The 26,305-nt window shown below is 56.8% G+C and carries 19 protein-coding genes; 11 read left to right on the plus strand and 8 right to left on the minus strand.

What is annotated here, in order from left to right; translation table 11 throughout:
* Nucleotides 1–7: 7 nt before the first annotated feature.
* Nucleotides 8–1,009 carry an MDR family oxidoreductase gene (locus ACWPM9_RS02470; protein ID WP_484757576.1) on the minus strand — a complete coding sequence of 334 codons (1,002 nt, stop codon included), beginning with the start codon at nt 1,007–1,009 and terminating at the stop codon, nt 8–10.
* A gap of 170 nt (nt 1,010–1,179) precedes the next feature.
* On the opposite strand from ACWPM9_RS02470, the gene ACWPM9_RS02475 reads away from it, so the two are divergent.
* From ACWPM9_RS02475 to ACWPM9_RS02505, 7 genes are all read left to right on the plus strand, one after another.
* On the plus strand, nt 1,180–2,073 hold the full coding sequence (locus tag ACWPM9_RS02475) for a LysR family transcriptional regulator (RefSeq protein ID WP_428188209.1): 894 nt from the start codon (nt 1,180–1,182) through the stop codon (nt 2,071–2,073).
* A 173-nt stretch (nt 2,074–2,246) separates the two neighbouring features.
* On the plus strand, nt 2,247–2,726 hold the full coding sequence (locus ACWPM9_RS02480; RefSeq protein WP_428188210.1) for a formate dehydrogenase subunit gamma: 480 nt from the start codon (nt 2,247–2,249) through the stop codon (nt 2,724–2,726).
* On the plus strand, nt 2,723–4,279 hold the full coding sequence (locus ACWPM9_RS02485) for a formate dehydrogenase beta subunit (protein ID WP_484756628.1): 1,557 nt from the start codon (nt 2,723–2,725) through the stop codon (nt 4,277–4,279). Before ACWPM9_RS02480 ends, ACWPM9_RS02485 begins: the two co-directional genes overlap by 4 nt.
* A 4-nt stretch (nt 4,280–4,283) precedes the next feature.
* The gene (gene fdhF / locus ACWPM9_RS02490) at nt 4,284–7,163 is read left to right on the plus strand and encodes a formate dehydrogenase subunit alpha (protein ID WP_428188212.1); all 2,880 of its coding nucleotides are present in this window, start codon (nt 4,284–4,286) and stop codon (nt 7,161–7,163) included.
* A 56-nt stretch (nt 7,164–7,219) separates the two neighbouring features.
* Nucleotides 7,220–7,990: a formate dehydrogenase accessory sulfurtransferase FdhD gene (fdhD, locus tag ACWPM9_RS02495; RefSeq protein ID WP_484757577.1), complete on the plus strand. Its 771-nt coding sequence runs from the start codon at nt 7,220–7,222 to the stop codon at nt 7,988–7,990.
* The gene (locus tag ACWPM9_RS02500) at nt 7,980–8,309 is read left to right on the plus strand and encodes a formate dehydrogenase subunit delta (RefSeq protein WP_484756629.1); all 330 of its coding nucleotides are present in this window, start codon (nt 7,980–7,982) and stop codon (nt 8,307–8,309) included. The genes fdhD and ACWPM9_RS02500 overlap by 11 nt, the downstream gene beginning before the upstream one ends.
* Before the next feature lie 143 nt (nt 8,310–8,452).
* Nucleotides 8,453–10,204, plus strand: a complete 1,752-nt coding sequence (locus tag ACWPM9_RS02505) for an OFA family MFS transporter (RefSeq protein ID WP_428188214.1) — start codon at nt 8,453–8,455, stop codon at nt 10,202–10,204.
* A 69-nt stretch (nt 10,205–10,273) separates the two neighbouring features.
* Here ACWPM9_RS02505 and ACWPM9_RS02510 read toward each other — a convergent pair whose 3' ends face one another.
* The 4 genes from ACWPM9_RS02510 to rocF all read right to left on the minus strand — a co-directional run bounded on the left by ACWPM9_RS02510 (nt 10,274) and on the right by rocF (nt 15,109).
* Nucleotides 10,274–12,043 carry a methyl-accepting chemotaxis protein gene (locus tag ACWPM9_RS02510; RefSeq protein WP_484756630.1) on the minus strand — a complete coding sequence of 590 codons (1,770 nt, stop codon included), beginning with the start codon at nt 12,041–12,043 and terminating at the stop codon, nt 10,274–10,276.
* Between the two features lie 168 nt (nt 12,044–12,211).
* Nucleotides 12,212–12,691 carry a chemotaxis protein CheW gene (locus ACWPM9_RS02515; protein ID WP_428188216.1) on the minus strand — a complete coding sequence of 160 codons (480 nt, stop codon included), beginning with the start codon at nt 12,689–12,691 and terminating at the stop codon, nt 12,212–12,214.
* A 253-nt stretch (nt 12,692–12,944) separates the two neighbouring features.
* Nucleotides 12,945–14,156, minus strand: a complete 1,212-nt coding sequence (gene rocD / locus ACWPM9_RS02520) for an ornithine--oxo-acid transaminase (protein WP_484756631.1) — start codon at nt 14,154–14,156, stop codon at nt 12,945–12,947.
* A gap of 17 nt (nt 14,157–14,173) precedes the next feature.
* Entirely contained in the window at nt 14,174–15,109 is a 936-nt protein-coding gene (gene rocF, locus ACWPM9_RS02525) for an arginase (RefSeq protein ID WP_484756632.1), read from the minus strand.
* Between the two features lie 111 nt (nt 15,110–15,220).
* Between rocF and ACWPM9_RS02530 the strand changes: the two genes are divergently transcribed.
* Entirely contained in the window at nt 15,221–15,658 is a 438-nt protein-coding gene (locus ACWPM9_RS02530) for an Lrp/AsnC family transcriptional regulator (protein WP_428188219.1), read from the plus strand.
* Between the two features lie 25 nt (nt 15,659–15,683).
* Here the strand turns inward: ACWPM9_RS02530 and ACWPM9_RS02535 are convergent, their stop codons facing one another.
* The 3 genes from ACWPM9_RS02535 to ACWPM9_RS02545 all read right to left on the minus strand — a co-directional run bounded on the left by ACWPM9_RS02535 (nt 15,684) and on the right by ACWPM9_RS02545 (nt 22,240).
* On the minus strand, nt 15,684–19,847 hold the full coding sequence (locus ACWPM9_RS02535; RefSeq protein ID WP_484756633.1) for a translocation/assembly module TamB domain-containing protein: 4,164 nt from the start codon (nt 19,845–19,847) through the stop codon (nt 15,684–15,686).
* 38 nt (nt 19,848–19,885) lie between these two features.
* Nucleotides 19,886–21,811: an autotransporter assembly complex protein TamA gene (locus tag ACWPM9_RS02540; protein ID WP_484756634.1), complete on the minus strand. Its 1,926-nt coding sequence runs from the start codon at nt 21,809–21,811 to the stop codon at nt 19,886–19,888.
* 165 nt (nt 21,812–21,976) lie between these two features.
* Nucleotides 21,977–22,240: a YMGG-like glycine zipper-containing protein gene (locus ACWPM9_RS02545; RefSeq protein ID WP_428188222.1), complete on the minus strand. Its 264-nt coding sequence runs from the start codon at nt 22,238–22,240 to the stop codon at nt 21,977–21,979.
* Between the two features lie 297 nt (nt 22,241–22,537).
* Here ACWPM9_RS02545 and ACWPM9_RS02550 point away from each other — a divergent pair, with 297 nt between their 5' ends.
* The 3 genes from ACWPM9_RS02550 (at nt 22,538) to ACWPM9_RS02560 (ending at nt 26,293) form a co-directional block, all read left to right on the plus strand.
* Nucleotides 22,538–23,026: a (2Fe-2S)-binding protein gene (locus ACWPM9_RS02550; RefSeq protein ID WP_428188223.1), complete on the plus strand. Its 489-nt coding sequence runs from the start codon at nt 22,538–22,540 to the stop codon at nt 23,024–23,026.
* A gap of 108 nt (nt 23,027–23,134) precedes the next feature.
* Nucleotides 23,135–25,483, plus strand: a complete 2,349-nt coding sequence (locus tag ACWPM9_RS02555; protein WP_484756635.1) for a xanthine dehydrogenase family protein molybdopterin-binding subunit — start codon at nt 23,135–23,137, stop codon at nt 25,481–25,483.
* 15 nt (nt 25,484–25,498) lie between these two features.
* On the plus strand, nt 25,499–26,293 hold the full coding sequence (locus tag ACWPM9_RS02560; RefSeq protein ID WP_484756636.1) for an FAD binding domain-containing protein: 795 nt from the start codon (nt 25,499–25,501) through the stop codon (nt 26,291–26,293).
* The last annotated feature ends 12 nt before the right edge of the window (nt 26,294–26,305 follow it).

The following is a 26,305-nucleotide window of genomic DNA, read 5'->3' on the forward strand; positions in this document are numbered from 1 at the left end:
TTTCCGATCACGTATTCTGGACATTGATTACCGCACGGCCTTTTACGTGACCCTTCAGAATGTCCGATCCAAGTTTAGGCAGGTCCGAAAGCCCGTATTCGACAGTCATGTCGTCAAGTTTGTCTAAAGGCAGATCTTGTACGAGCCGCGACCATGCGGTGACCCGGTCTGCATAGGGCTTCATCACCGAGTCGATACCAAGAAGGTTGATACCGCGCAGAAGAAATGGCGTGATGGTAAAACCTGCAACCGGAGCGCCGCCGGCCAAGCCGATGGCTGCTACTGCGCCTCCATATTGAACCTGCTTGAGAACCTGTCCGAGCATATCGCCGGCAACAGCATCAACCACCCCGGCCCAGCGCTCTTTCTCAAGCGGTTTTGGCGAGGTCTCCGTCAGTTCTGATCTGTCGATGATTGTTGTTGCACCCAGCGATTTCAGATATTCGCCGGCCTCCGGCCGTCCCGTGACGGCCGCAACGGAGTAGCCACGGTTTGCAAGGATCGCGACTGCTGTCGATCCGACGCCTCCAGCCGCCCCTGTGACGAGAACCTCGCCCTTTTCCGGTGTCAGCCCGTGATTTTCCAAGGCCGTTACCGCCAGCATGGACGTTAGGCCAGCTGTGCCAATTGCCATCGCATGCCGTGCGGAAAGGCCATCTGGCGCATGAACCAGCCAATCGGCCTTTACGCGGGCCTTGGTCGCATAGCCACCCCAGCGAACCTCGCCGACTCGCCAGCCTGTCAGAATAACCCGGTCTCCGGCCTTGTAACGATCATCACTCGAGCTTTCCACCACGCCAGCAAAATCGATCCCTGGGATATGAGGGAAGTTGCGGACCAGTCCACCCTTGCCCGTAATGCAAAGGCCGTCCTTATAATTCAGCGTGGAGTATTCGACTGAAACGGTCACGTCGCCTTCAGGCAGGCGGTCGTCTTCCAGCGTTTCCACCGCCTGGCTGATCGTTCCATCTTCGCCTTTGCTGACGAGAAGCGCTTTAAAGGTCATGATCTCGGTTCCTCCCATTCGTTGCCTTGGCCCTTCGGCTTGCGATACTGTTGCAAATCCCCAGACGATTGCCAATGTTCCGCAACACGGCAAACGCGACGGGCAAGCCATCTGGCCACACCGCCTTGCGTCAGATCATTGGCGTGATAAGCCTTTCGATCAGGAAGAGGCGGATGATCGACAAACTCGAATTTTTCATAGCACTGGCGCGCGAACGGCATTTTGGTCGGGCGGCGCAGGAATGCGGGATTTCGCAGCCCTCACTGTCTGCGGCCATTCGGCAGCTTGAAGATCAGTTGGGTGTTATGCTGGTGCAGCGTGGCTCGCGTTACCAGGGGCTTACGCCCGAGGGTCAGCGCGTGCTTGAATGGGCGCGCCGCATTGTTGGAGATGCCCGCACCATGCGCGAGGAGATGCGAACGGTGCGGCGTGGTCTCTCTGGCCATATCCGCCTTGCGGTGATCCCGACTGCATTGGCCATGGTGCCGCGCATAACCGAGCCTTTTCAGAAAAAGCACCCAGATGTGACCTTCTCGGTCAGCTCCCGGAATTCACTTCAGGTGCTCAGCCTGTTGGAGAATCTCGAAGTCGATGCGGGTATAACCTATCTCGACAATGAGCCGCTTGGCCGGGTCACCAGCGTTTCGCTATATGCCGAGCGTTATCATCTCATCACGGCTGCTGGCACGCCTATGGCGGACCGGGACGCGGTGACCTGGCACGACGTTGCTGATCTTCGGCTTTGCCTATTAACTCCGGACATGCAAAACCGCCGAATAATCAATCAGCACATGCAGGAAGCGGGCGCTATCATCAAGCCAACGCTCGAATCAAATTCGATGATCGTGTTGTTCTCTCACGTCAGAACGGGGCAATGGGCGTCCATAATGCCTAAAAATGTCGCCCAGGCTTTTGGATTTCCAGCTGAAATACGCATGATTCCGATAATTGAACCCGATGTCGAGCATCTCGTCGGTTTGGTCGCGCCGCATCGCGAACCCCATACGCCACTGGTTTCCGCTCTGTTGCATGAGGCACGTCGGCTCGCGGAAGACGAGAAATTTTGATAGTTTTTTTCTATCGCGTAACGAAACAGCGATATTGACCCTTGGTTTGCTGTCGCACACTCTCCCCGGCAGGATAAGAAGACCGTGGGATGGCGGTCTTTGTAAGCAATTCATAACAGGTGCTGGCGCGACTGCTTAGAGCTTATGCTGTCAGCCGGTGGGAGGCATAGCGAATGAATGTTCGTTTGTCCGCTGACGATGTGTCGGCGCGTACTATCTCGATCATAGAAGATCTGCGTGGCCTGGAAGGTCCATTGTTGCCGATCCTGCATGCTATTCAGGATGCTTTTGGATTTGTGCCTGAAGAGGCAAAGCCGGTGATCGCGAATGCGCTTAATCTGTCTCGTGCCGAAGTGCATGGTGTCGTCAGTTTTTATCACGATTACCGCAGCCATCCCGCCGGTCGGCATGTCCTAAAACTCTGTCGCGCGGAAGCCTGCCAGTCCATGGGGGCTGACGCTCTTGCATCCTCCGTGAAGAAGAGCCTTGGCATCGACTGGCATGAGACTACGGCAGACGGCTCAGTTACTCTTGAGCCTGTTTTCTGTCTTGGGCTTTGTGCCTGTGCGCCTGCCGCAATGCTGGATGGTGAGGTCCACGGTCGTCTCACGGCAGATGATGTTAGGTCGCTGATTGCGGAGGCCGCACGATGACAACTGTGATTTTCGTTCCTTGCGATGCTGCTGCACTTGCCGTTGGTGCAGACAAGGTGGCTGCGGCCATCGAAAGAGAAGTTTCGTCACGCGGCATCGATGCAAAGATCGTGCGCAACGGTTCGCGCGGAATGCTGTGGCTGGAAACACTGGTTGAAGTTCGCACCGATCATGGCCGCGTTGCCTATGGTCCGGTGAACGCATCGGATGTACCGGGCCTTTTCGATGCCGACTTCCTCAATGGCGGAAAACATGAACTCTGTCGGGGGCTGACGAAGGAAATTCCATTTCTTCGTCAGCAAACCCGGCTTACCTTCGCCCGTTGCGGCGTAACCGACCCGTTGTCGCTTGACGATTACCGCCATTATCAGGGCCTGAAAGGGCTGGAGAATGCGGTTGCCATGGCACCCGTGGATATCGTCACACAAGTCACAGAGAGCGGACTTCGGGGGCGCGGCGGGGCTGGCTTTCCAACGGGTATCAAGTGGAAGACAGTTGCCGGCGCCTCTGCGGATCAAAAATACATCGTCTGCAATGCCGACGAAGGTGATAGCGGCACGTTCGCCGACCGGATGATCATGGAAGGCGACCCCTTCGTTCTGATCGAAGGCATGGCCATTGCGGGCATCGCGACCGGCGCGACCAAGGGGTATATCTACACCCGTTCGGAATATCCGCATGCCATCGAAACGATGAGCAGAGCCATCCGTATTGCCCGTGATGCCGGAATTCTGGGATCATCGGTGCTGGGTTCTTCCTATGCCTTCGATATGGAGGTTCGTGCCGGTGCCGGTGCCTATGTCTGCGGCGAGGAGACGTCCCTTCTCAACAGTCTGGAAGGAAAGCGCGGCGTCGTGCGTGCCAAACCTCCTTTGCCCGCGCTGGAAGGCTTTATGGGCAAGCCGACTGTCGTCAACAATGTGTTGTCGCTTGCGTCTGTCCCGATCATCATGGACCGGGGCGCTGAATTCTACCGTGACTTCGGTATGGGGCGTTCGCGTGGCACCATCCCGATCCAGATTGCCGGAAATGTTAAATATGGCGGTCTTTATGAGACGGCCTTTGGTCTGTCACTGGGCGAGATTGTCGATCATATCGGCGGCGGCACGCTCAGCGGGCGCCCTGTGAAAGCAGTGCAGGTTGGCGGCCCTCTTGGGGCTTATTTCCCGCGCGAACTGTTTGATACGCCATTCGACTATGAGGCTTTCGCTGCGAAAGATGGCTTGATTGGCCATGCCGGTATTGTCGTGTTCGACGAGACCGCGGACATGCTGAAGCAAGCCCGATTTGCCATGGAATTCTGCGCTGTCGAAAGCTGCGGCAAGTGCACGCCATGCCGTATCGGTTCCACCCGCGGCGTAGAAACCGTCGACATGATCGCCAAGGGTGTCGAACCGGAGAAGAACCGGGCTCTGCTGGCCGATCTCTGTAATACAATGAAGTTCGGCTCGCTCTGTGCGCTCGGCGGTTTTACGCCCTATCCGGTGATGAGCGCCATGACCCATTTCCCCGAAGACTTCGGCCCTCAGCCGGCCCTTGAAGCAGCGGAGTAAGACAATGTCCCTTATTCACGAAATCGACTACGGAACGCCGGCCTCGAAATCGGAAAAGACAGTTACACTCACGATTGACGGCAAGAAGGTGACCGTGCCCGAAGGGACGTCGATCATGCGCGCGTCGAGGGATGCTGGTATACAGGTGCCGAAGCTTTGTGCGACCGACATGGTGGATGCTTTCGGGTCATGCCGACTCTGTCTGGTGGAGGTTGAGGGACGCAATGGGACCCCAGCCTCCTGCACCACGCCCGCCGTCGAAGGCCTGGTCGTTCACACACAGACGGATCGCCTGAAGCAGATCCGCAAGGGTGTGATGGAACTCTATATTTCCGACCATCCGCTCGATTGTCTGACCTGCGCTGCCAATGGCGATTGCGAACTGCAAGATATGGCTGGCGCTGTTGGCCTGCGCGATGTGCGTTACGGCTATGAGGGTGAGAACCACGTCAAGGCGCGAGACGGTGGCGATGCGAACGCGCGCTGGATGCCGAAGGACGAGTCAAACCCTTACTTCACCTATGATCCTTCCAAATGCATCGTCTGCTCCCGTTGCGTTCGGGCCTGTGAAGAAGTGCAGGGTACATTCGCCTTGACCATCGAAGGTCGTGGCTTTGACAGCCGTGTCTCTCCCGGTGCTCACGAACTTTTCATGGACTCTGAGTGTGTGTCCTGCGGGGCCTGCGTGCAGGCATGCCCGACAGCAACGCTCACGGAAAAATCCGTCATCGAGATCGGCCAGCCAGAGCACTCTGCCGTAACCACCTGTGCCTATTGCGGCGTTGGTTGTTCGTTCAAGGCGGAAATGCGGGGCGAGGAACTCGTGCGCATGGTGCCTTACAAGGACGGCAAGGCCAATCGTGGCCATTCCTGCGTCAAGGGTCGCTTTGCCTATGGCTATGCCACCCACAAGGATCGCATTCTCAATCCGATGGTCAGGGAAAAGATCACCGATCCCTGGCGTGAAGTGACGTGGGAAGAGGCCTATGCCCATGTGGCTTCGGAGTTCCGCCGGATCCAGTATCAGTACGGTCGCGAGTCGATCGGCGGCATCACGTCATCGCGTTGCACCAATGAGGAAACCTTCCTGGTGCAGAAACTAATCCGTGCGGGCTTTGGCAACAACAATGTCGATACATGCGCGCGCGTGTGCCATTCGCCGACGGGTTACGGTCTTGGTCAGGCCTTTGGCACATCCGCCGGGACGCAGGATTTCGATTCCGTCGAACAGACCGATGTGGTGGTCGTGATCGGTGCGAACCCGACCGACGGTCATCCGGTCTTCGGCTCGCGCTTGAAGAAGCGTCTTCGGCAGGGTGCCAAGCTGATCGTCATCGACCCGCGCCGCATCGATCTCGTGCGTACACCGCATGTCGAAGCCGCCTTTCATTTGCCATTGAAGCCCGGCACCAATGTTGCCGTGCTGACGGCACTCGCCCATGTCATCGTCACGGAAGGCCTTTACGACGAAACCTTTATCCGTGAACGTTGTGACTGGTCGGAATTTGAAGACTGGGCCTCTTTTGTCGGCTCGTCTGAGCATAGCCCGGAAGAGACGGAAAAGTTCACCGGCGTTCCCGCAGAAACACTTCGTGGTGCTGCCCGCCTTTATGCCCGCGGTGGCAATGGTGCGATCTATTACGGTCTCGGTGTAACCGAACATAGCCAGGGTTCGACCACCGTCATGGCCATTGCCAATCTTGCGATGGCCACGGGCAATATTGGTCGCGAAGGCGTTGGGGTGAATCCCCTGCGTGGCCAGAACAATGTGCAGGGCTCTTGCGATATGGGCTCGTTCCCGCATGAATTGCCCGGCTATCGCCATATCTCCGACGATGCGACGCGCGATATTTTCGAGAAATTGTGGGGCGTGAAGCTCAACAACGAACCGGGCCTTCGTATTCCTAATATGCTGGATGCTGCTGTCGAGGGCACCTTCAAGGGCATCTATATACAGGGTGAAGATATCCTGCAGTCCGATCCGGATACTAAACACGTCTCAGCCGGTCTCGCGGCCATGGAATGTGTCGTGGTGCACGACCTTTTCCTCAACGAGACGGCCAATTATGCTCATGTTTTCCTGCCAGGCTCCACCTTCCTTGAAAAGGACGGCACCTTCACCAACGCCGAACGCCGCATTAATCGCGTGCGCAAGGTGATGACACCGAAGAACGGGTATGCCGACTGGGAAGTCACGCAGCATCTCGCTCAAGCCATGGGGCTTGGCTGGAACTATACGCATCCTTCGCAGATCATGGACGAAATCGCGGCGACGACCCCGAGCTTTGCCGGCGTGTCTTACGACTATCTCGAAAAGATGGGTTCGGTTCAGTGGCCTTGTAACGAGAAGTTCCCCGAGGGGTCGCCGGTCATGCATGTCGATGGCTTTGTGCGTGGCAAGGGCAAGTTCATCCGCACGGAATACGTCGCAACCGATGAACGTACCGGCCCTCGCTTCCCGTTGCTTTTGACGACTGGTCGTATCCTGTCGCAATACAATGTGGGTGCGCAGACACGACGGACAGAGAACGTGGCCTGGCACGCCGAAGACCTGCTGGAAATGCATCCGCACGATGCCGAACAGCGCGGCGTGAAGGATGGCGACTGGGTGAAGCTTGCCAGCCGCTCCGGAGACACGACCTTGCGCGCCTTGATCACGGATCGCGTGGCACCGGGCGTGGTCTACACCACCTTCCACCATCCGGGCACGCAGGCGAATGTGATCACCACGGACTTTTCCGACTGGGCGACCAATTGCCCTGAATACAAGGTAACTGCCGTGCAGATCTCGCCGTCAAACGGTCCGACCGAATGGCAGGAGGATTATGAGGAACTTAGCCGTCAATCACGTAGGATTTCCGGGAAGATGGAGGCGGCTGAGTGATCGGCCTTCCTGCCACGGGAATTTCTGTGCGGCGTTTGGCACAACATTCCGGCGTTATGCGGGACGGTGAGCGCATTGTGCCGGAAGAAATCCCGGTGGCATTTTCCTACGGTGGCTCCACCCATGCAGTCATGATGGCGACACCAGCAGATCTTGAGGATTTTGCCGTTGGCTTCAGCTTGACGGAAGAGATCATCTCTACCGCCACAGAGATCAAGGACATTCAGATTGAGGTGCATGGGGAGGGGCTGGATGTCCAGATCCAGCTGGTGGACGATGCCTCCGATGCATTGCGTCTCCGCAGACGGCATATGGCGGGACCGGTTGGCTGTGGTTTGTGCGGTATCGAATCCATCGAACAGGCGCTGCGGACGGTGAAATCGGTCGAACAGATTCAGCTTGCGGTCTGTGCTGACGACATCGTCAACTCGGTTGCGGGCCTTTCAAGCGCGCAGGCGCTTAATCGCCAGACGCATGCCGTCCATGGTGCAGGTTTCTATATCCCCGGTGAAGGACTGATTGCTGCCCGCGAAGATGTGGGGCGGCATAACGCTCTGGATAAACTGGTAGGTGCCGTGCTTCGGGGCGGCCGGGCCGGTGCCGAAGGCATCGTCGCGGTCACCAGCCGGGTATCGGTTGAAATGGTTCAGAAGGCGGCTCTTCTGGGCAGCCCAGTGCTTGCTGCTGTCTCGGCACCAACCGCTCTTGCCATCCGCACTGCGCAGGCCGCGGGCATCACGCTTGCCGCCGTCGTGCGTGGCAATGATTTTGAGATTTTTACCCATCCCCAGCGGATCAGACTGGAGGCTATTTCCGATGTCGCATGACAATGTCACCCAGAAGCTTATTCGCATGGCGAACCAGATTGCGACCTTCTTCAAATCGCAGCCGGCGGATACCCGATTGGAAGGTATTGCGACCCATATCAACAAGTTCTGGGAGCCCCGCATGCGGCGCCGGTTCTTCGAACTGGTCGATCATGGTGGCGAGGGTTTTGATCGTCTCGTTCTTGACGCGGCGGTTCTGGTCAAAAGACCGAATGAGGAAAGTGGCCCAGGTGTTGGATCTGGTGCTGCTGCAAATTCCAGCAAGGGCAAGGGATCCATTGCTGGAGAAGCATTGTCGGAAGCCACGCTTCCGGAATGAGTAAATTCCGCCTTCGCATTGGGGGACACCCAGGGAGAAGGGGATACGGCACAGATTGTAAAATCTGATGCCAGTCGGGTTGTTGCCGGTGTTGGCGGCAATACGCGTTTAAGATGGTTATCAGCTAGGAGGGCTGACCTATTATGTTCAATAAACTCAAAAAAGAGCATATTATCGCTGAAGAGGGGTTCAACCGGTGGAAAGTACCGCCGGCATCGATCGCGATCCATCTTTGTATTGGCTCAGTTTATGCTTGGAGTATTTTCAACCCACCGCTGACCAAGGAATTCGGCGTCGTCGCTGCCTCGTCATCCGACTGGGCGCTGCAGTCTGTCGTCTGGATTTTCTCGGTCGCTATTGTTTTTCTCGGCCTTGCAGCGGCGTTTGCCGGCAAGTGGCTTGAAGAAGTCGGCCCCCGTATGGTCGGTGTGACTGCTGCATTCCTGTGGGGTGGTGGCTTCATCATCGGTGGTATCGGCATCCTCACCCATCAGCTTTGGCTTCTCTATTTCGGCTATGGCGTGCTGGGCGGATGCGGCCTCGGTCTGGGCTATGTTTCGCCTGTATCGACCCTGATCCGCTGGTTCCCGGACCGTCGCGGAATGGCAACGGGCCTTGCCATCATGGGTTTTGGTGGTGGTGCGATGATCGCCACGCCAATCAAGGAAACCCTGCTGTCTCTTTACTATCAGGCACCACAGTATCTTGGTGCTGAAGGTGCAGTGACCATGGTCACCGAAGGCGGTCGTCGTCTGGCCGAGGTCAATGGACAGATGGTGGAAGTGGTCACCGCGACCGCCAAGCAGCTGGCGTCTACGCCAGTGCCATTGCAGGAAGGCGTCTATGTCGTTGGCACGGGTAATACCGGTGCTGCGATGACATTCTTTACCCTCGGTATCGCTTACTTCATCGTCATGATCATCGCGGCATTTTCCTATCGCGTTCCGCGCGAAGGCTGGAAGCCTGCAGGCTGGACACCGCCAACGGCCAATGATGCTGCCAAGCGGATGATCACCCAGCGTCACGTCGACATCAACCAGGCGCTCAAGACGCCGCAGTTCTATCTGCTGTGGATTGTTTTGTGCTTCAACGTGACTGCCGGTATCGGTGTGATCGGGGTTGCTAAGACGATGATGACGGAAATCTTCGGGACGACGTTGCCGCTCGTGGTCAACTCAACCTTCGCGGCGACCTACGTCTTCATGATCTCTGTGTTCAACATGGTCGGTCGCTTCTTCTGGGCGTCCACATCGGATTATATCGGGCGGAAAAACACATATTATGTGTTCTTCATCCTCGGCATTCTCCTTTATCTGTCGATCCCATATGCAGCAGCGCAGGTCAGCGTCAATCCTGCAGTCATGTGGCTGGTCATGTTCTATGCGGCAACCATGATCATCTTCACGATGTATGGCGGCGGCTTTGCTACCATTCCGGCCTATCTCGCCGATATCTTCGGTACGAAATATGTTGGTGGTATCCATGGTCGCCTGCTCACGGCATGGAGCACGGCCGGCGTTCTCGGTCCGCTCGCTATCACGCAGTTGCGTGACATGTCGATTGGAACCTCTGTTCGCGCTCTTGCGGAGAAGATCGATCCGGCAGCATTCCAGCAGAAGTTCGGTGCCGGTATGGATCAGCTCGATCAGCTGATTGCTGCCAAGACGGTGACAATTGCTCGCCTGATGGAAATCGCACCGGCCGGCACTGTCGATCCGACATCCAGCCTCTACAACACGACGATGTACGCGATGGCGGCATTGCTGGTTATCGGGCTCATCGCCAACGCATTGGTGCGGCCGGTGGCTGAAAAGCACTATATGGATGCCAAGGAAGGCGAAGACGCTCTTCCCATGGGCATGGCCGGTGCTGCTCCCAAGGAGGCGCGGACCTGAGCGGACTTCGATAAAATGAAATAGAAAAGGGCGGTCACTGACCGCCCTTTTCCATTAGCGCCAGACCGATCAGAACTCTTCCCAGTTTTCCTTCAGCGCGAGGTTTCCGTTTACCGCCGGTACTGGCCGCTTTACGGAAGCAGTTGCGGCGCGAGGCGATGCGCGTATGGGAGAGGACATTGCCGGCGTAGAGGCGTCCGTTCCAAGCTTGAAGGCGCTCAGAAGTTCGAACAGAATGTCGGCCTCTTCCGACAAGCGGTGGCTGGCCGCAGTCGATTCTTCTGACATAGCCGCATTCTGTTGTGTTGCCTGGTCGATCTGATTGACCGCCGTATTGACCTCAGTCAGACTTGTACCCTGTTCGCGGGTGCTGGAGACGATGTCAGTCACATTGCCATCGATCTGACGGATGGCCTCCAGAATTTCCCTCAATGCATCGCCTGTCTGGCGCACGAGCCCGACACCTTTTTCCACGTGCGTGCCGGATGCCGTGATCAGTCCCTTGATTTCCTTGGCAGCCGCTGCCGAACGCTGGGCAAGTTCGCGCACTTCCTGCGCCACCACGGCGAAGCCCTTTCCGGCATCGCCGGCACGGGCAGCTTCGACGCCGGCGTTCAACGCCAGAAGGTTGGTCTGAAACGCGATGCTGTCGATGACAGCGATGATATTGTTTATCTCTTTGGCGGAGGTCTCGATTTCCGCCATGGCGTCGACGGCTCCGTCCACGATCTTGCTGGATTGCTCAGCATGGAGCTTGGTTTGAGCGACCACCTTGCCGGCAAGGTCTGCACTCTGGCTAGATTCTGAGGAGGCCGTTGTTATTTCGGCCAGCGCTGCCGCGGTCTCCTCGAGCGATGCCGCCTGATGTTCTGTGCGCTTGGCAAGATCGCCGGCATTGGCGCCGATTTCACGCGATCCCGCGGCTATCTCGCCCGCCGCCTTGCCAACCGTCTGTAATGTCTCGCGCAATTTCGCGACGGCTTCGTTGAAGTCGCTACGGGTCTTTTCCATTGTCGGCACAAAGGGCGTGGCAAAATGCACCGTGAGGTCGCCGTGAGCGACCGTGTTCAGACCATCGCTCAAGCGGGCAATATCATTCATGCGCGCGGTGACGTCGGTGGCGAATTTCACGACCTTCACCACTGCGCCCTTGTCGTCCAGGATAGGATTATAGGCCGCCTGGATCCAGAGCGGTTTGCCGCCCTTGCCATAGCGCAGGAACTCATTGGACAGGAACTCGCCACGAGCGAGTTTCGGCCAGAAATCCTTATACGCCTGCGAGGCGATGTAATCAGCATCGCAGAACATGCTGTGATGCTTGCCCCGGATTTCCAAGAGACCATATCCAGTCGCTGCACAGAAATTTTCATTGGCGGTGATGATTTTGCCCGTGGGCTCGAACTCGATGACGGCCTGAGACCGGCTGATGGCGGCCAGCTTGCTGTCATCCTCGATGGCCTTTTGCTTGGCTTCCGTTATGTCCGTTGCAACTTTCACGACTTTGACGGCTTTGCCGCCGACAATGACCGGATCATAGGATGCCTGGATCCAGATTTCCTGGCCGCCTTTGGCGATGCGTTTAAATGAACTGGACTGATATTTGCCGCTGGCGAGAGCTTTCCAGAAAGCTCTGTATTCCTCCGACGCGGCATAGTCTGTGGGACAGAACATGCTGTGGTGTTTACCGACGATTTCAGCTGGCGTGTAGCCGAGTGCCTTGCAGAAATTCTCGTTGGCACGCTCGATCGTGCCATCGATATTAAATTCAATAATTGCGTGAGAGCGTGAAAGCGCTTCGAAAAACGAATTGAGCTTCCGCGATGACGGTTTGCCAAACATGTTATCCGCTCCCCCTTTGATTTCGGAATCAACAATTCTTTATCTATAAGTGCTCAATGTTTAAGTTGTAATTAAATAAACCTAAGATTGCTTTTTTCGAAATTTGGCAAAGAAAAAGCCGCCGAGGTGACCCAGGGCGGCTTGCCAAATTCAGCTTTACAGGCACCGTCAGGCTGCCATGTCCTCCATCTCACTGCCCTTGAACATTTTCGACAGATTGAGGAAGCAGATCATACCATGTTCAGTCGCGATGATACCTTCAGAGAAGGACTTGTCGAAGGAGGCCGACACTTCCGGCACCGGCTGTACCTGCGTGGCAGGAATGGTCAGGATGTCGGAGACGCGATCCACCAGCATGCCAATGACCATGTTGTGCACCTCGGTGACAACAATCGCCGAGCGTTCGTTTGCAACGGTGCTCTTCATGCCAAGCTTTTGCGCGAGGTCGATGATCGGGATGACTGAGCCACGGAGGTTCATCACGCCGATTACGTCGGCAGGAGCGTGGGGAATCGGCGTGGATGGTGCCCAGCCGCGAATTTCCCGGATCGTCGTTGTCCGCACGCAGAATTCCTGATCATGCAGGCGGAACGCGATGATTTCGAGAGTTTCATCGCCAAAATTCGTAGAGTTGATCGCCGTTGACATCAAAATTCTTCCCAACTTTCCTGTGCCTGAGCAATCGTCGCTGTGCCAAGTACGGCATTTGCAACCTTTGCTGCCGAAAATGCGTGCCTTTATACAATTGCCGTGTCTGGCAGGACTGATTCGGGGCTCACTACGGCAAGCCTAACGGAAGAATGTTTCTTAATTCTAAATTCCGCCCACAGCTCTTCAAGCGCCAAAGACGTTGACTGCTTTCCGGTTGCCGGACAGGTCGTGATAAAGTGCTGGTGGCGTTTCAAGAAATGGGGCCGGTCAGGACTGCTTCTATCTGTTCCAGTGCCCAGTCTACCTGTTTTTCATCGATGATCAGAGGTGGGGCAAAGCGGATGGTATTCTCATGGGTGTCCTTTGCCAGGAGGCCCTTGTCTTTCAGGGCGTAGCAATAGGGACGAGCACCGCCGACGTCCGGGTCGAGTTCGACGGCAAGCATCAATCCTCTGCCGCGGACTTCCTTGATCATATTCGAGCGAATTGATCCAAGACCGTTGAGGAAGCGGGCCCCCATGCGCTCCGCGTTGCCGATCATGTCTTCCTCGACGAGGACCTTCAAGGCCGCGCGCGCGACTGCGCAGGCCAAAGGATTACCGCCAAATGTCGAACCGTGCTGTCCCGGTTTCAACACACCCAGAACCTCGGAATTCGAAAGGACAGCCGATACGGGGTAAAAGCCGCCGGACAGAGCCTTGCCGACAAGCGTTACATCCGCCTCGATGTTTTCATGTTCTTCGGCCAACAGTTTTCCGGTGCGACCAAGGCCCGTCTGAATTTCGTCGAGTATCAGCGTGATATCGTGTTGCGTGCAAAGCTCGCGCACGCGGCGGAAATACCCAGGGGGCGGAATGATAACGCCTGCCTCGCCCTGAATGGGTTCGATTAGTGCCGCGACCGTGTTGGGATTGATTGCCGCTTCGAACGACTTTTCGTCACCAAAGGGCACGATGCTGAATCCGGAGGTGAAGGGTCCGAAGTTTCGGCGCGCATCCGGGTCGGTGGAAAACGAAACAATGCTCAGCGTGCGCCCGTGAAAATTATTCGCGCAGACGATGATCTCGGCCTTGTCCTCCGGAATTCCGCGGGTCTCGTAGCCCCATTTGCGGACCGCCTTGATGGCGGTTTCCACAGCCTCGGCACCGGAGTTCATTGGCAGCACCTTATGCGAGCCGGTCAGCGCGGCTATCTCCTCATAGAACGGGGCGAGTTGGTCGTTGCGGAATGCGCGGGATGTCAAAGTCAGTTTGGAGGCCTGTTCCGTCAGAGCGGCCAGAATGCGCGGATGGCAATGTCCCTGGTTCACGGCGGAATAGGCAGAGAGGCAATCGAGGTATTGTTTGCCTTCGCTGTCCCAGACGTGAACGCCTTCACCACGGGTCAACACGACGTCGAGCGGCTTGTAGTTGTGTGCGCCGAGACGCTGTTCTGTGGCGATCAGTTCTGCTGATAATGTCATCTCAAGACCTCTATTGATCACGCGGAGCGGGTGGGACGATCGAGAATTCTGCGACCGAAGAGGCTTGCCGACAGTTCGACGAGAACGCGGGCGCTGGTGCCTCGATCATCGAGAAACGGGTTGAGCTCAACCAGGTCCAGGGAAGCGACAAGACCGCTATCATGCAGCATCTCCATGATGAGATGAGCCTCGCGAAACGTAGCGCCTCCTGGAACCGTTGTGCCGACGCCTGGCGCAATCGCCGGATCGAGAAAGTCGACATCCAGGCTGACATGGAGCAGACCGTTTTGGGCGGCAACTTCCTGCAATATGCTCTGCATGATCGATGCCATGCCCAACTCGTCGATGGCGCGCATATCGTAAACACGCACGCCGTGCTCTCCGATGCGCTTGCGCTCTTGGGCATCAACCGAACGAATGCCGACCTGATAGACGCGCTTGGGATCAACTAGGGGACGATCTTCCGGCAGGATATTGCCGAGATCGGCAGCACCGCAGAAATAGGCAACCGGCATTCCATGCATGTTTCCAGATGGCGAGCTTTCCGGCGTGTTGAAATCGGCATGGGCGTCCAGCCACAATACGAAGAGCGGTCGGCCTTGTGTATGTGCATGCCGTGCCATACCGGAAACGCTGCCCATGGCCAGGCTGTGATCGCCGCCCAGCGTCACCGGAATGCTGCCGCCTTCTGCCGCAACATATATCGCATTCTCCAGCGCGCGTGTCATCGCACCGACGCGTTGGATGTGTTTTGCGTTTTCGTTCGGTGTGAGATCCATTGCAGCATCAGGCCGCAGATCGCCGCAATCGGAGACCTGGTAACCGAGATCGGAAAGGGCGTCAGAAATTCCGGCTATCCGCAGCGCTGCCGGTCCCATGGCGCATCCGCCACGGCCTGAACCTTCCTCCAGCGGTACGCCGATCAAAGCGACTGATTTTCCGTTCTTATCCATGCTCTCTCCTGATGTTGTCACCATCATCTTGCATTCGTCTGTTGACAGAAAGAAGGAATAGTGTCGATTTTGAACACCAATTTGACACTTTGATAAATAGCGGTGCGCACAATGCAGGAACTTGACGACCTTGACCGAACTATTCTTGCGACCCTCAGGCAGAATGCGCGCATTCCAGTCGCTTCGCTTGCCGCTGAGACCGGGGCTTCCAGGGCGACCGTGACGGCGCGCATCACTCGCATGGTGTCCGGAGGAACGATCACGGGGTTTACGGTGAGGACCGGTGACGAGCTACGTCAAATCGGTGTCCGCGCCGTTGTCTTGATCGAAGTGCTCGGCAAGCTTGCCGATCAAGTGATGCGCCAGTTACGTGGCATTCCGGAGGTCAGGGCACTGCACAGCACCAATGGAAGATGGGATTTGATTGCCGAGCTTGAGACCCGCGACCTTGCAGGTTTTGACGAAACATTGAGACTGATCCGGCTGATTGAAGGTATCAACAACACAGAATCCAACATACTGTTGAAGACTACCAAGGCCGGCTTTTGACGCACGTTATATTGCAGGCGTCCGATCAGTACTCTTTTTCGTAGAAGATCCCGGCTGCACCACTGCCGTCACCGCCGGCTTCGCCGCGCAACTTTACCCCGCGCCCTATATCCAGATTAATGACCGCCTTGCCTGTGCCTTCACCCGATTGCTGAAGTTCCAGATAGGTGCGGTCGTTCAGATACTTGCCGGCACTTACGCTGGCATTGCCCTGACTGTCGGTGGTGATGTCGAGATTGTCGACACCGAGGCCGGAGCGCAGACTGTTGAGAAGCGATGTGGAATTGCCCCCCGCCAACTGGCTTGCTGCATCGGCAAGCTGTGCGATCTGCAGCGGCGATAGCTTGGCGATGGACTGTCCGAAGATCAACTGCGCCAGAATTTCATCCTGGGGAAGGGCGGGTGACGACGAGAAGGTAATCTGCGGGTCATCAGCCAAGCCCTCGATCGATGTTGTGATCGTGGTGCTGCCACTGGTGGTGGTCGCTGTCATATCCAGTCGCGGAATAAGATTGCCGCCGAAGGTGATCTTGCCGCTGGTGAAGTCGAGTCGGCGCGTCAGGATCATCAATCGCCCACGGGTGAGCGTGAAACCGCCAGAGACGATCGGATTACTGGCCGTCCCGCGAATGGTGAGCGATCCGCCGAGCTCCGCATCAATGCCGCGCCCTCGTACGAAAATCCGGGCAGGGGCCGAGATTTTCAGATCGAGCGCCAGATCGGAGCTGCTGCCGTGGCTTTCTGTTTTGTTGACCTCCGCCATTTGCTTGCGCACATCTGCAGGCGCATTGCGGTGTTCGATGTCAAGCTGGCGCAATGTCGGCGGAAGGCGTTCGGGAATCGTGATCGCCGTCTCGCCAAGATTGACAGCGCCAGACAATGTTGGCGAGGCCAGAAGCGGACCTTTCACCGTCATGTCGCCACTGGCCGTTGTCGAGAAGATGGTGCCGTCGGCATAGGCCGCCTGATCCATTTTTACCGTGAGGTCCGCAGGCAAATTCGGGCTCAGTATGTCGATGGTGCCGCTGGCAGTGACCTTGCCTCCACCAGTCAGTTGGCCTGTCAGGTTTTCGATGCGTGCCGTGTTCCCGTTCATCGCTATGCTGGCTGACAGGTTTTCAACAGCGAGATTTCGCCGAGTGTCTATGAGACGTGCGCCGTTGGTGTTGATCGAACCGGAAATTTGCGGTGCCTGAGCGCTGCCCGCGAGGTTGACATTCACAGCCGCAGCACCCTCCAGCACAAGCCCTTGTCCAGCCAGTTGCCCGGCCAGAACGCCGAAGGGCAGGTCTCCGGAAAAGCGCATATCCAGTGGCTTGTTTCCAGTAATCCCAACCGACCCGCCGCCTGACAGTGTCAGGCCGGAGACGCCTGACAGTTCGGTTTGGACTGTTACCTTACTGTTGGCAAACTGCCCTTTGGCGTTGATCGTCAGTGCAGGCAGGTTCGCACTGCGGGTCTGGGCGATTGCGGCATCGGACCATTTCAGGTCGTATCCGATCGACGGGCTGGAAGCGGTGCCATTTGCTGTAACTGTTCCGGAGATCGTGCCAGCGGCGGATAGAGAAGGAACAAAGCGATTGACCAGCGATGCCGGCAAGGCATCCAGGCGGCCGTTGACATCCAGCTCAGAGCCAGCATTGCCGCTCGCACTGATCGTGCCATCGCCTGCCTTTATCTTCAGATCCTGGAATGCAACTCCGCCATCAGCGATCTTCAAGGTGACCGGATCAGCGAGCGTAACCTTGATCCCTTGCGGTGTAGCGGAGGCTTCTTGCAAGGCGATCGACAATTGCTCGTCTTGTTCGATGCTACCCTTCACCGTGACCGGCGCCTTGTCATATTGGGCTTCAAGGTCAAACTCGGTAGCAGATGACTGGCGTTCGAAGGCGAGAGCAATATCGCTGACCTTGTTTGTCCCGAGAGCAAGACTTGATGCTTTCAAGGTTCCATTGAGAGCGAGCGCTTTGGCGTCGGGAATGTCGAGCGAAATACTTGGCCCACTCAGCAGTGTGCCGTCGCGTTCGATGCGCGAACCGCTAGCCTCTACTTTTGCGCGGATCGATCCATTCGTTGAGCCCAATTCAACCTTGCCCTTGAGGTCACCCTCTACATTCTGGCCGGCCAAGGCAGCCAGAAGGGCAATCTTTGGGAAGTCGAATTGAAACGCGCCTTCCGGTTGGAAGTCAGGCGAAAAGGACAGGTTGCCGGTAATCCTGTTTTCACCGACATTTGCTTCGAATTGCGGAAGGACCGCGCGTCCGTTCTCGCTTTTGAGTTCGGCCGACAGGTCTATGCTCTGACTATCAATGGATCCTGATGCTGTGGCGGTTCCCGTCGGGGCGTCAGGATCTGCTTTGCCGCTTGCTTGAAGCTCAAATCCCTTAAGCTCGTATCCGGCAAATTTGGCCTGATCGATGGATATCTCTGCTTTGGCATCCAGCGCATCCAAAGGCCCGCTGGCGTCCAGCGAAAAGTCGGCTTTGCCTTCTGCCTTGTCCATAAATGTGGACAGGTTTGAAAGCTCACCTGTGAGGTTGGCGGTCAGTGCGTCGTCTTCATAGGAGGCATTGCCGGTGATCGAACCCAGGTTGGACTTGACGGTCAGGCCATCAACCGTCACGGTCGTTGGCTGCTGGTAGTTCACATTACCGGCGATCTCGATTGTTCCGGTCAACTTTCCGGCCAAATCTTCTGGCAGCACGGATGGCAGGGCAAACAACTTGATCTGCGCATCCAGTTCCTGCGTGTCGAGAGCGTATTGTCCGGTGGCGGTGCCGCCAACTGTTGCACTTTCGATGGTCGCGGCTTCGACAGCCACTTTGTCCGCGGAGAGGATTACAGGTGCCTTCACTGTTACGGGCGCCTTCAGGGCTCGTTCCAATGATGGATTGGTGAATGCGCTTGCGTTGACGCTGAGCACCACGTCCAGAGCACCCGTTCTGTTTCCCAGATCGAATGTGGCACTCCTTGCGGATAGCGAAACACCGCGCAGATCCGCTTGCGGCACAGTCAGGCGGTTGAGCGAGGCACTGAGGTCGAGTTTGACTGCACTGGCGGGACCGCGTGCGGTCAAATCGACACTTTCAATGGCAGTCGCAAGCTCGTGTTCAACCATTGGCCAACGGAAGTCGATTGGGCCGTTAACACCCTTCAGGCTTGCTGTCAGATCGTTGTCGCCCGATGGATCAAGAGTGCCTGAGCCGGTCAGCGTCAGGCTGCCGCTGGCAATGTCGGCCTTCTGTAGATCGAGACCGCCATCTTCTGCGTAATCGACGGCGAGATCGATGGATGTCGTTCCGGCAAATGCCGGACGAAGCGCTGGCGGCAAGAGGGTCGCCAATTGACCGCCCCCCGTGACTGTCAATTGATGCGGGCCACCCTTGGATTGCCGATGCGTCGCCTTGATGTCGACAGTCTGTTGTCCGTCAACGGTGCCTGAAATGTCGCCAGTCCATTCGGAGAGAGGACCTTCTCCGACAACGGCGACGTCAACCGAAGGGTTGGACGGGAGGCGTAGCAACCCCGCAAGCACACCACCCTCAGGCTCTGAAAAACGCGCATCCAGCTTCAGCCGATCATCGTCGGGCGAGAACATGATATCTGCATCGAGCGTGCCGCCGGCGCCATCGTTACGCTTGGCCGCAATTTTCGAACTAATGGCATTGGAGTCGGCGGCCAGATTTCCACTGATACTTAGATCGAACGTGCGGCCGAGCACGTTTTGATTGAGTGCTATATGGGGAAACAGCAGGCTATCTATATCCAAATTGACTGGCAGCGAAAAACCACCGTCACTGGCCTGGGTGGTTGTTTGGGGTGCATCCGGTTTCCTGGTAACCGACACGGAGTCAATTTCGAGCCGGTCTGCGTCAAACGTGAATTCGAGAAGAGAGAGCGGCGACCAGTCCAGAGCGATGCCATCAATCGTGGCATAGGTTCCTTTTTCATCTGCGACTGAAACGGATTGTACTCGCAATTCGCCCGTCAGCAGCGGCCCAGGGCCAGAAATGGTGATCTCCCGCCCCGGCTGGGAAACTGCTGATGCAATCCAGGGTGCAAGAATGCCGGCGCCAAATGAAGTAAAGCCTGCAAGCGCGATGATTGCGATCAGCACGGCCAGCCCAAGGCCTATCGCATATTTGGCGGCTCTGAGGAGGGTAATGATTATAAGCTTTATGAAGGCCATTCTGCCTGAGTCTCTTCGCTCGTTCGCTGCTGATTGGCCTAAAAGCTCTGGCCTATGCCGGCATAGATCCCGTATTTGCTGCCGCCGTCATAAGGATTGAGAGGCATTGCAACGTCGAGCCGGATCGGTCCGAAGGGTGTAGCATAGCGCAAGCCTATGCCCGCACCGAGGCGAATATCTGAGAAATCAGGGATATTTGAGGCAGTCACGCTGCCGGCGTCAACAAAAGGGACGATACCAATCGAATCTGTCACCTTGATGCGGGCTTCAAACGACGCCAAAGCATAAGATCGCCCGCCGGTTGCGTCGCCGGCCCCATTGTAAGGGGAGATTTCCTCAAACGCATATCCGCGAACCGATCCGCCCCCACCGGCAAAGAAACGGCGATCTGCGGGAATGGCTGCGAGGGTATCGCCGCCTATCAGGGTCCCCGCATCCAGCTTGCCCGCGAGAACAAGTCGATCTTCTGCACCCAGCGATTGATAGCCGGCGATAGACCCCTCGAAGGACGAGAAGAAAGCGCCGCCATTGATCTCGTAGCTTGGAGTCGCCGATATCGAGGCGCGGTAGCCTTCTGTCGGATCAAGTGTGCTGTCTCGGGTGTCGCGCACATACTCGAAAGGGGTTGAAAAGGTTAGATAATCATTCGAGCCGAATGCGTCATCAATGTCTGACCAGCGTAGAGAGACGCCACCTGACACCGTATCGACATCGGTAAGTTCATAGGCGAGCGATGTCTGTGCTGTGACCGCTGTCAGATCGTAAGAAGTTGTGTTGGCTGTCGAAGCCTTGACGCTGGCGCTCAACGTTGCAGCCGGAAAGAAGGCCCCGGGCTTTGTGAACGTGATGCCGGCCGAATAGTCGAGATCACCAAGTTCCGTGGTATTGCCGAGCCTGTCCACGGAGCCTTCGATGCGGAGTGCTTCGGCCTGACCGAAGAGATTCCTGTGGCCCCAATAGCCCTGGATACCGAAGCCGTCGATGCTGGAAACCGTGGCGCCGACGCCGAAATAGCGTTGCTTGCCTTCTGAAACAGCAATCTCGATCGGCAATTCACCCTCAGGTGACAGTCGGTCAGCCTGCTTCAGGTTGACGCTCGAAAAGACGCCGAGCTTGCGCAGCCGCTCTGATGCCTTGTTGAGCTTCTGCGGAGAATAGGTCTGGCCTTGCCTCAAGCGAGAGTAACGCTCGATGAACGCGGCATTGACAGCCTTGCTGCCGGACACAGTGATGACGCCAAGTGGTGCCTGTGGGCCGCTGTCTGCAGCAATCATGACATCGACCGTTTGTGTGTCGTGATTTGCAATGACATCGCGGCTTGTTATTTGCGCCAGAGGTCGGCCCTGTTGCTTCAGATCGGTGACGATCTGTTCGGCAGCTTTCAGGATGACGAGCGATCCGGCGGCCCCGCCCGAGACGAGGTCATAGTTTTCCGGGTCAAGGGAAGCGGCATCATCCACCAGGCTGATCTTGCCCAATGTGAAGGTCGGGCCAGGTTCAATCTTGACCGTAACGGGAACAGGCCTGTTGCCGGAGAAGTCTGGATTGGGCGGCAGCTGGTCGACCGGTATGCCGTTGACGGCGACATTGACCACACCGCCATAGCGCGCGTTTTCGTAGAGCGCTGCAATCAAGCGATCACGGTCGTCGCGCGCGCGGATAACAAGACCAAGGTCTCCTGAGACGGGTTCGTCAGAGTTCTGGTACAGGAGCGATGTGTTCTCCAGCGCTTCCTGCAGCTTGCTGTCGGTTGTTCCCGTTTCGAAGGTCAGGGTGAATGAAACAGGATTGATGACCTGCTCTTCCTTCTTGTCGTCACCGAAAATATGGATGCCGAAAAGCTCGAACGCGTATGCATTCGGCGTGTGGGCGGGAAAAGCTGCAGCAATTGCTGCGACCGTCAAGACGGTGCCTGCTTTCCGAAACGCTGTACTGATATTCGGCTGTGTCGATAAAATCGGCATGCGCAGTAGTTTCTTCCGTCGCAACAGTCGTCGGTCCGGCAACCGGGTTAGCTAAGATTTTATCTTATACGAAACCGCACCGGCAGGATATCCCGACTTTCGCTAACATATTGTGGCGATGCTCAGGAGCACTGGGTTGCGCACCAGTGCTCCTGAGTCGTTCGATCAGTAGCCGCGTGGGCAAGAGTCGATGTAGCGACGACCGTAGCGGTCGCGGTAGTAGCATTGACCCGGCTGCTCGGAAACGCGACCGAGTACAGCACCGGCAACGCCGCCGATCGCTGCGCCAACTGCGGCACCACGGACATTGCCCGTCGCAAGGCCGCCGATGACGGCGCCAGATGCGGCGCCAATGGATGCGCCCTTTTCCGTCTGCGTGCAGCTTGCCGCAAGCAAGCCCGTCAAGACGAGCGCCAGAACTATCTTCATAACTCTTCTCCTGTTAAGCGAAACCATTGAGAGGTTTTATCATTCAGTGCTTGCCTGCTTTTCCAGCAAGGCTCCTCCTGTATATTTAAGCATATCGTCGAAAACGTGAAAGTCCACGCACACATTTGAGCGTGGTCGAATTGTCCGTTTTTTTTGTCTCGATGTGATGCGTGTTGCCCCGCAATTTGCTGCGGTGCGGGAACTAATTAGCGACAATGCCTAAAACTTCATGTTGATCCCGGGATCAAATAGTCAAATGATGCCTCTGTGTCAGGGAGAGACACGAGGAGGAACATAATGACGAAAGTAACGCTGACGGTGAATGGCCGGACAGTGAGTGGCGACTGCGAGGACCGCACGCTGCTTGTTCAGTTCATCAGGGAAAATCTAGCTCTGACCGGCACGCATGTGGGTTGCGATACCACACAATGCGGCGCCTGTGTTGTTCATATGGATGGAAAGTCCGTGAAGAGCTGTTCCATTCTGGCGGTTCAGGCTTCCGGTTCCACGATCACGACGATCGAAGGCTTAGCCGGTTCCGGTGAGCTGCATCCGGTCCAGGCCGCCTTCAAGGAGCATCACGGCTTACAATGCGGTTTCTGCACACCCGGCATGGTTATGGCAGCAGTCGATATGATCGATCGCCACGGTGGCAACCTCGATGAAGCGACCGTGCGCCGAGAGCTCGAAGGCAATATCTGTCGATGCACCGGTTATCACAATATCGTTAAGGCCATTCTTGCCGCCAATGCCGAGATGTCCAATAGCCGTCAGGCTGCCGAATAAGCCAGCCGGCAGTTGAACGCGGTTGGCGTCGTCGCATCTGCGCAGCCATCCCGCCTCACGCTGCCCACTGTCACAAGCCTAAATCCTGTTTCTCTGGAGGAGAAGACAATGGGTGTTGAAGGAATCGGCGCGCGTGTGGCGCGCAAGGAAGATAAGCGTTTTCTAACCGGCAAGGGCCGTTATACCGACGATATGAGTGTTGCGGGCATGAAATATGCCTATTTCGTGCGGTCTCCCTATGCGCATGCCAAGATCAAGAGCATCGATCTTTCGGCTGCCAAGGCCATGCCCGGCGTCATCGACGTTCTGGAAGGCAAGCAGCTTCTGGCGGATGGCATCGGCAATCTCATCTGTGGATGGATGATCCACTCCAAAGATGGCTCGCCGATGAATATGGGTGCATGGCGGCCGCTCGCGCATGACACTGTTCGCTATGTCGGCGATGCGGTTGCCATCGTCATTGCCGACAGCGTTGGCCAAGCGCGCGACGCCGGTGAAGTTGTCTCCATTGACTATGAAGAGTTGCCGGTGGTGACCGACGCTATTTCGGCCATGGAAAGCGGCGCGCCGCAGATCCATCCGGAAGCACCAAACAATCTGATCTATGACTGGGAGATCGGGGACGGTAGCGCAACCGACAAGGCTCTTTCGGAAGCCGCGCACATCACCGAGATCGAGATCCACAATAACCGTCTGTCCCCGAACCCCATGGAGCCCCGTGCGACGCTTGGCATCTATGATTCCGCGGAAGACCACTACACCTGCTATACCACCAGCCAGAACCCGCATGTGGCACGGTTGGTAATGAGTGCCTTCTACAATGTCGCGCCGGAAAACAAGCTGCGCGTCATTGCGCCGGATGTCGGCGGCGGTTTCGGATCGAAGATCTACATCTATCCGGAAGAAATCGTCTGTCTCTGGGCATCGATGAAAACCGGCGTGCCGGTCAAATGGACATCTGATCGCACGGAGGCCTTTCTTACCGATGCCCATGGTCGCGATCACGTTTCCAAGGTGAAGATGGGTTTTGATAAAGACAACCGCATGATCGCCTTGAAGGTCGATACTGTCGCCAATCTGGGCGCCTATATGTCGCTGTTTTCCTCGTCGGTGCCGACATATCTCTATGCCACGCTACTTTCAGGGCAGTATGAAATTCCGGCCATTCATTGCAATGTGCGCACAGTCTACACCAATACGGTTCCGGTGGATGCCTATCGCGGCGCGGGCCGTCCGGAGGCGACATATCTCCTTGAGCGAACGGTCGAAACGGCTGCGCGTGAACTGGGCGTGTCACCGGCGGAACTCAGACGGCAAAACTTCATCCGCAGCTTCCCCTACCAAACGCCTGTGATCATGAATTATGACGCGGGTGATTACGAAGCCTCTCTCAATGCTGCGATGTCTGCCGCCGACTGGAACGGGTTTGCCAGCCGGCGGGAAGAGGCTGGAAAGCGCGGCAAAAAGCGCGGCATCGGCATGAGCTGCTACATCGAAGCCTGCGGTATTGCGCCGTCACAGGCGGTTGGTTCGCTCGGTGCCGGTGTGGGGCTGTGGGAATCAGCGGAGGTCCGTGTCAACGCGGTTGGTACAGTCGAAGTGCTGACAGGTTCGCATAGCCATGGACAGGGGCATGAAACCACATTTGCCCAGTTGGTGGCCGAACGGATTGGTGTGCCTCTGGACAGTATTTCCATCGTTCATGGGGATACCGACAAAGTACAGATGGGGATGGGGACCTATGGCTCGCGCTCAGGTGCTGTCGGAATGTCCGCCATCGTCAAGGCGCTGGACAAGGTCGAGGCGAAAGCCAAGAAGATTGCGGCGCATCTTATGGAAGCCGACGAAAGCGATATCGTCATCGAAAATGGCGAGTTGAAGGTCGCCGGCACCGACAAGTCTCTCCCGTGGTTCCAGGTGGCACTGGCTGCCTATACCGCCCACAATCTCCCGGCCGGCATGGAGCCAGGTTTGAAGGAAGGGGCGTTCTACGATCCGACCAACTTCACTTTCCCTGCCGGGTGCTACATCTGCGAGGTCGAAGTTGATCCGGAGACAGGCAAGACAGAGATCGTCCAGTTTGTTGCGGCAGATGATTTCGGCAACATCATCAACCCCATGATCGTCGAAGGGCAGGTTCATGGCGGGATCGCTCAAGGGATTGGCCAGGCCATGCTGGAAGGGGTTCGCTACGATCCGCAGACCGGCCAGCTATTGACGGCCAGTTTCATGGACTACGCCATGCCGAGAGCGGATGATCTGCCGTCCTTCGAGGTTTCCCATCAATGCACGCCTTGTCCCGGCAATCCGCTCGGCATCAAGGGGTGCGGGGAGGCGGGTGCCATCGGCTCACCGCCGGCGCTGATCAATGCCATCACAGACGCGATCGGCACCAACGCGCTCAACATGCCAGCCACGCCGCTTGCGGTGTGGAACGCAATCCAGGCAAGAAATTGAGGGGAGGACGGGACAATGTATGCAACTAGCTATCACCGTCCATCATCGGTTGAAGATGCAGCCAGGCTGCTATCGGGCTCCGAAGATGCGAAATATCTCGCCGGCGGTCAGACCTTGATCGCCACAATGAAGCAACGTTTGGCGGAGCCTAGTGACCTCGTCGATCTGCGACATGTCGATTCGATGAAGGGTATCAAGGTCGAAGGGCGCCGTTTGACTATCGGCGCTGCCACCACCCATGCGGAGGTCGCGGCATCGGCAGAACTTCGTGCCGTCTGTCCAGCGATCTGCGATCTCGCAAGCCTGATCGGTGATCCGCATGTACGGCATATGGGAACCATTGGCGGCTCTCTTGCCAACAATGACCCCGCCGCGGACTATCCAGCTGCGGTTCTGGGCCTTGGTGCTACGTTGGTCACCAATCAGCGGCAGATCGCCGCTGATGACTTCTTCGAAGGACTGTTCGATACGGCCCTGGAAGAGGGTGAAATCATCACGGCGATCACCTTCGAGGCACCGGATAAGGCGGGTTATGCGAAATTTGCCAATCCCGCTTCCCGATTCGCGATGACCGGTGTGTTCGTGGCCAAGTCTGGCGGGAACGTCAGGGTTGCTGTCACCGGGGCCGGATCGGAAGGAGTGTTTCGTGTTTCAGAAATGGAAGCAGCGCTTTCCTCGCAATGGTCGGCGGATGTGCTTTCATCGATTTCCGTCGATCCATCAAACCTTATGGCTGACATGCATGCCAGCGCCGAATATCGCGCAAACCTAATCAAAGTTATGGCAAGACGCGCTGTAATGGCGGCCTAGGGCTGTTGTCTG

It is taken from the genome of Agrobacterium sp. H141 (assembly GCF_057158725.1).

Excerpts from the sequence above, each read along its gene's own strand:
- ACWPM9_RS02475 (WP_428188209.1), top strand. The coding sequence starts at position 1,180 with ATGATCGACAAACTCGAATTTTTCATAGCACTGGCGCGCGAACGGCAT.
- ACWPM9_RS02480 (WP_428188210.1), top strand. The coding sequence starts at position 2,247 with ATGAATGTTCGTTTGTCCGCTGACGATGTGTCGGCGCGTACTATCTCG.
- ACWPM9_RS02485 (WP_484756628.1), top strand. The coding sequence starts at position 2,723 with ATGACAACTGTGATTTTCGTTCCTTGCGATGCTGCTGCACTTGCCGTT.
- fdhF (WP_428188212.1), top strand. The coding sequence starts at position 4,284 with ATGTCCCTTATTCACGAAATCGACTACGGAACGCCGGCCTCGAAATCG.
- fdhD (WP_484757577.1), top strand. The coding sequence starts at position 7,220 with ATGCGGGACGGTGAGCGCATTGTGCCGGAAGAAATCCCGGTGGCATTT.
- ACWPM9_RS02500 (WP_484756629.1), top strand. The coding sequence starts at position 7,980 with ATGTCGCATGACAATGTCACCCAGAAGCTTATTCGCATGGCGAACCAG.
- ACWPM9_RS02505 (WP_428188214.1), top strand. The coding sequence starts at position 8,453 with ATGTTCAATAAACTCAAAAAAGAGCATATTATCGCTGAAGAGGGGTTC.
- ACWPM9_RS02510 (WP_484756630.1), bottom strand. The coding sequence starts at position 12,043 with ATGTTTGGCAAACCGTCATCGCGGAAGCTCAATTCGTTTTTCGAAGCG.
- ACWPM9_RS02515 (WP_428188216.1), bottom strand. The coding sequence starts at position 12,691 with ATGTCAACGGCGATCAACTCTACGAATTTTGGCGATGAAACTCTCGAA.
- rocD (WP_484756631.1), bottom strand. The coding sequence starts at position 14,156 with ATGACATTATCAGCAGAACTGATCGCCACAGAACAGCGTCTCGGCGCA.
- rocF (WP_484756632.1), bottom strand. The coding sequence starts at position 15,109 with ATGGATAAGAACGGAAAATCAGTCGCTTTGATCGGCGTACCGCTGGAG.
- ACWPM9_RS02530 (WP_428188219.1), top strand. The coding sequence starts at position 15,221 with ATGCAGGAACTTGACGACCTTGACCGAACTATTCTTGCGACCCTCAGG.
- ACWPM9_RS02535 (WP_484756633.1), bottom strand. The coding sequence starts at position 19,847 with ATGGCCTTCATAAAGCTTATAATCATTACCCTCCTCAGAGCCGCCAAA.
- ACWPM9_RS02540 (WP_484756634.1), bottom strand. The coding sequence starts at position 21,811 with ATGCCGATTTTATCGACACAGCCGAATATCAGTACAGCGTTTCGGAAA.
- ACWPM9_RS02545 (WP_428188222.1), bottom strand. The coding sequence starts at position 22,240 with ATGAAGATAGTTCTGGCGCTCGTCTTGACGGGCTTGCTTGCGGCAAGC.
- ACWPM9_RS02550 (WP_428188223.1), top strand. The coding sequence starts at position 22,538 with ATGACGAAAGTAACGCTGACGGTGAATGGCCGGACAGTGAGTGGCGAC.
- ACWPM9_RS02555 (WP_484756635.1), top strand. The coding sequence starts at position 23,135 with ATGGGTGTTGAAGGAATCGGCGCGCGTGTGGCGCGCAAGGAAGATAAG.
- ACWPM9_RS02560 (WP_484756636.1), top strand. The coding sequence starts at position 25,499 with ATGTATGCAACTAGCTATCACCGTCCATCATCGGTTGAAGATGCAGCC.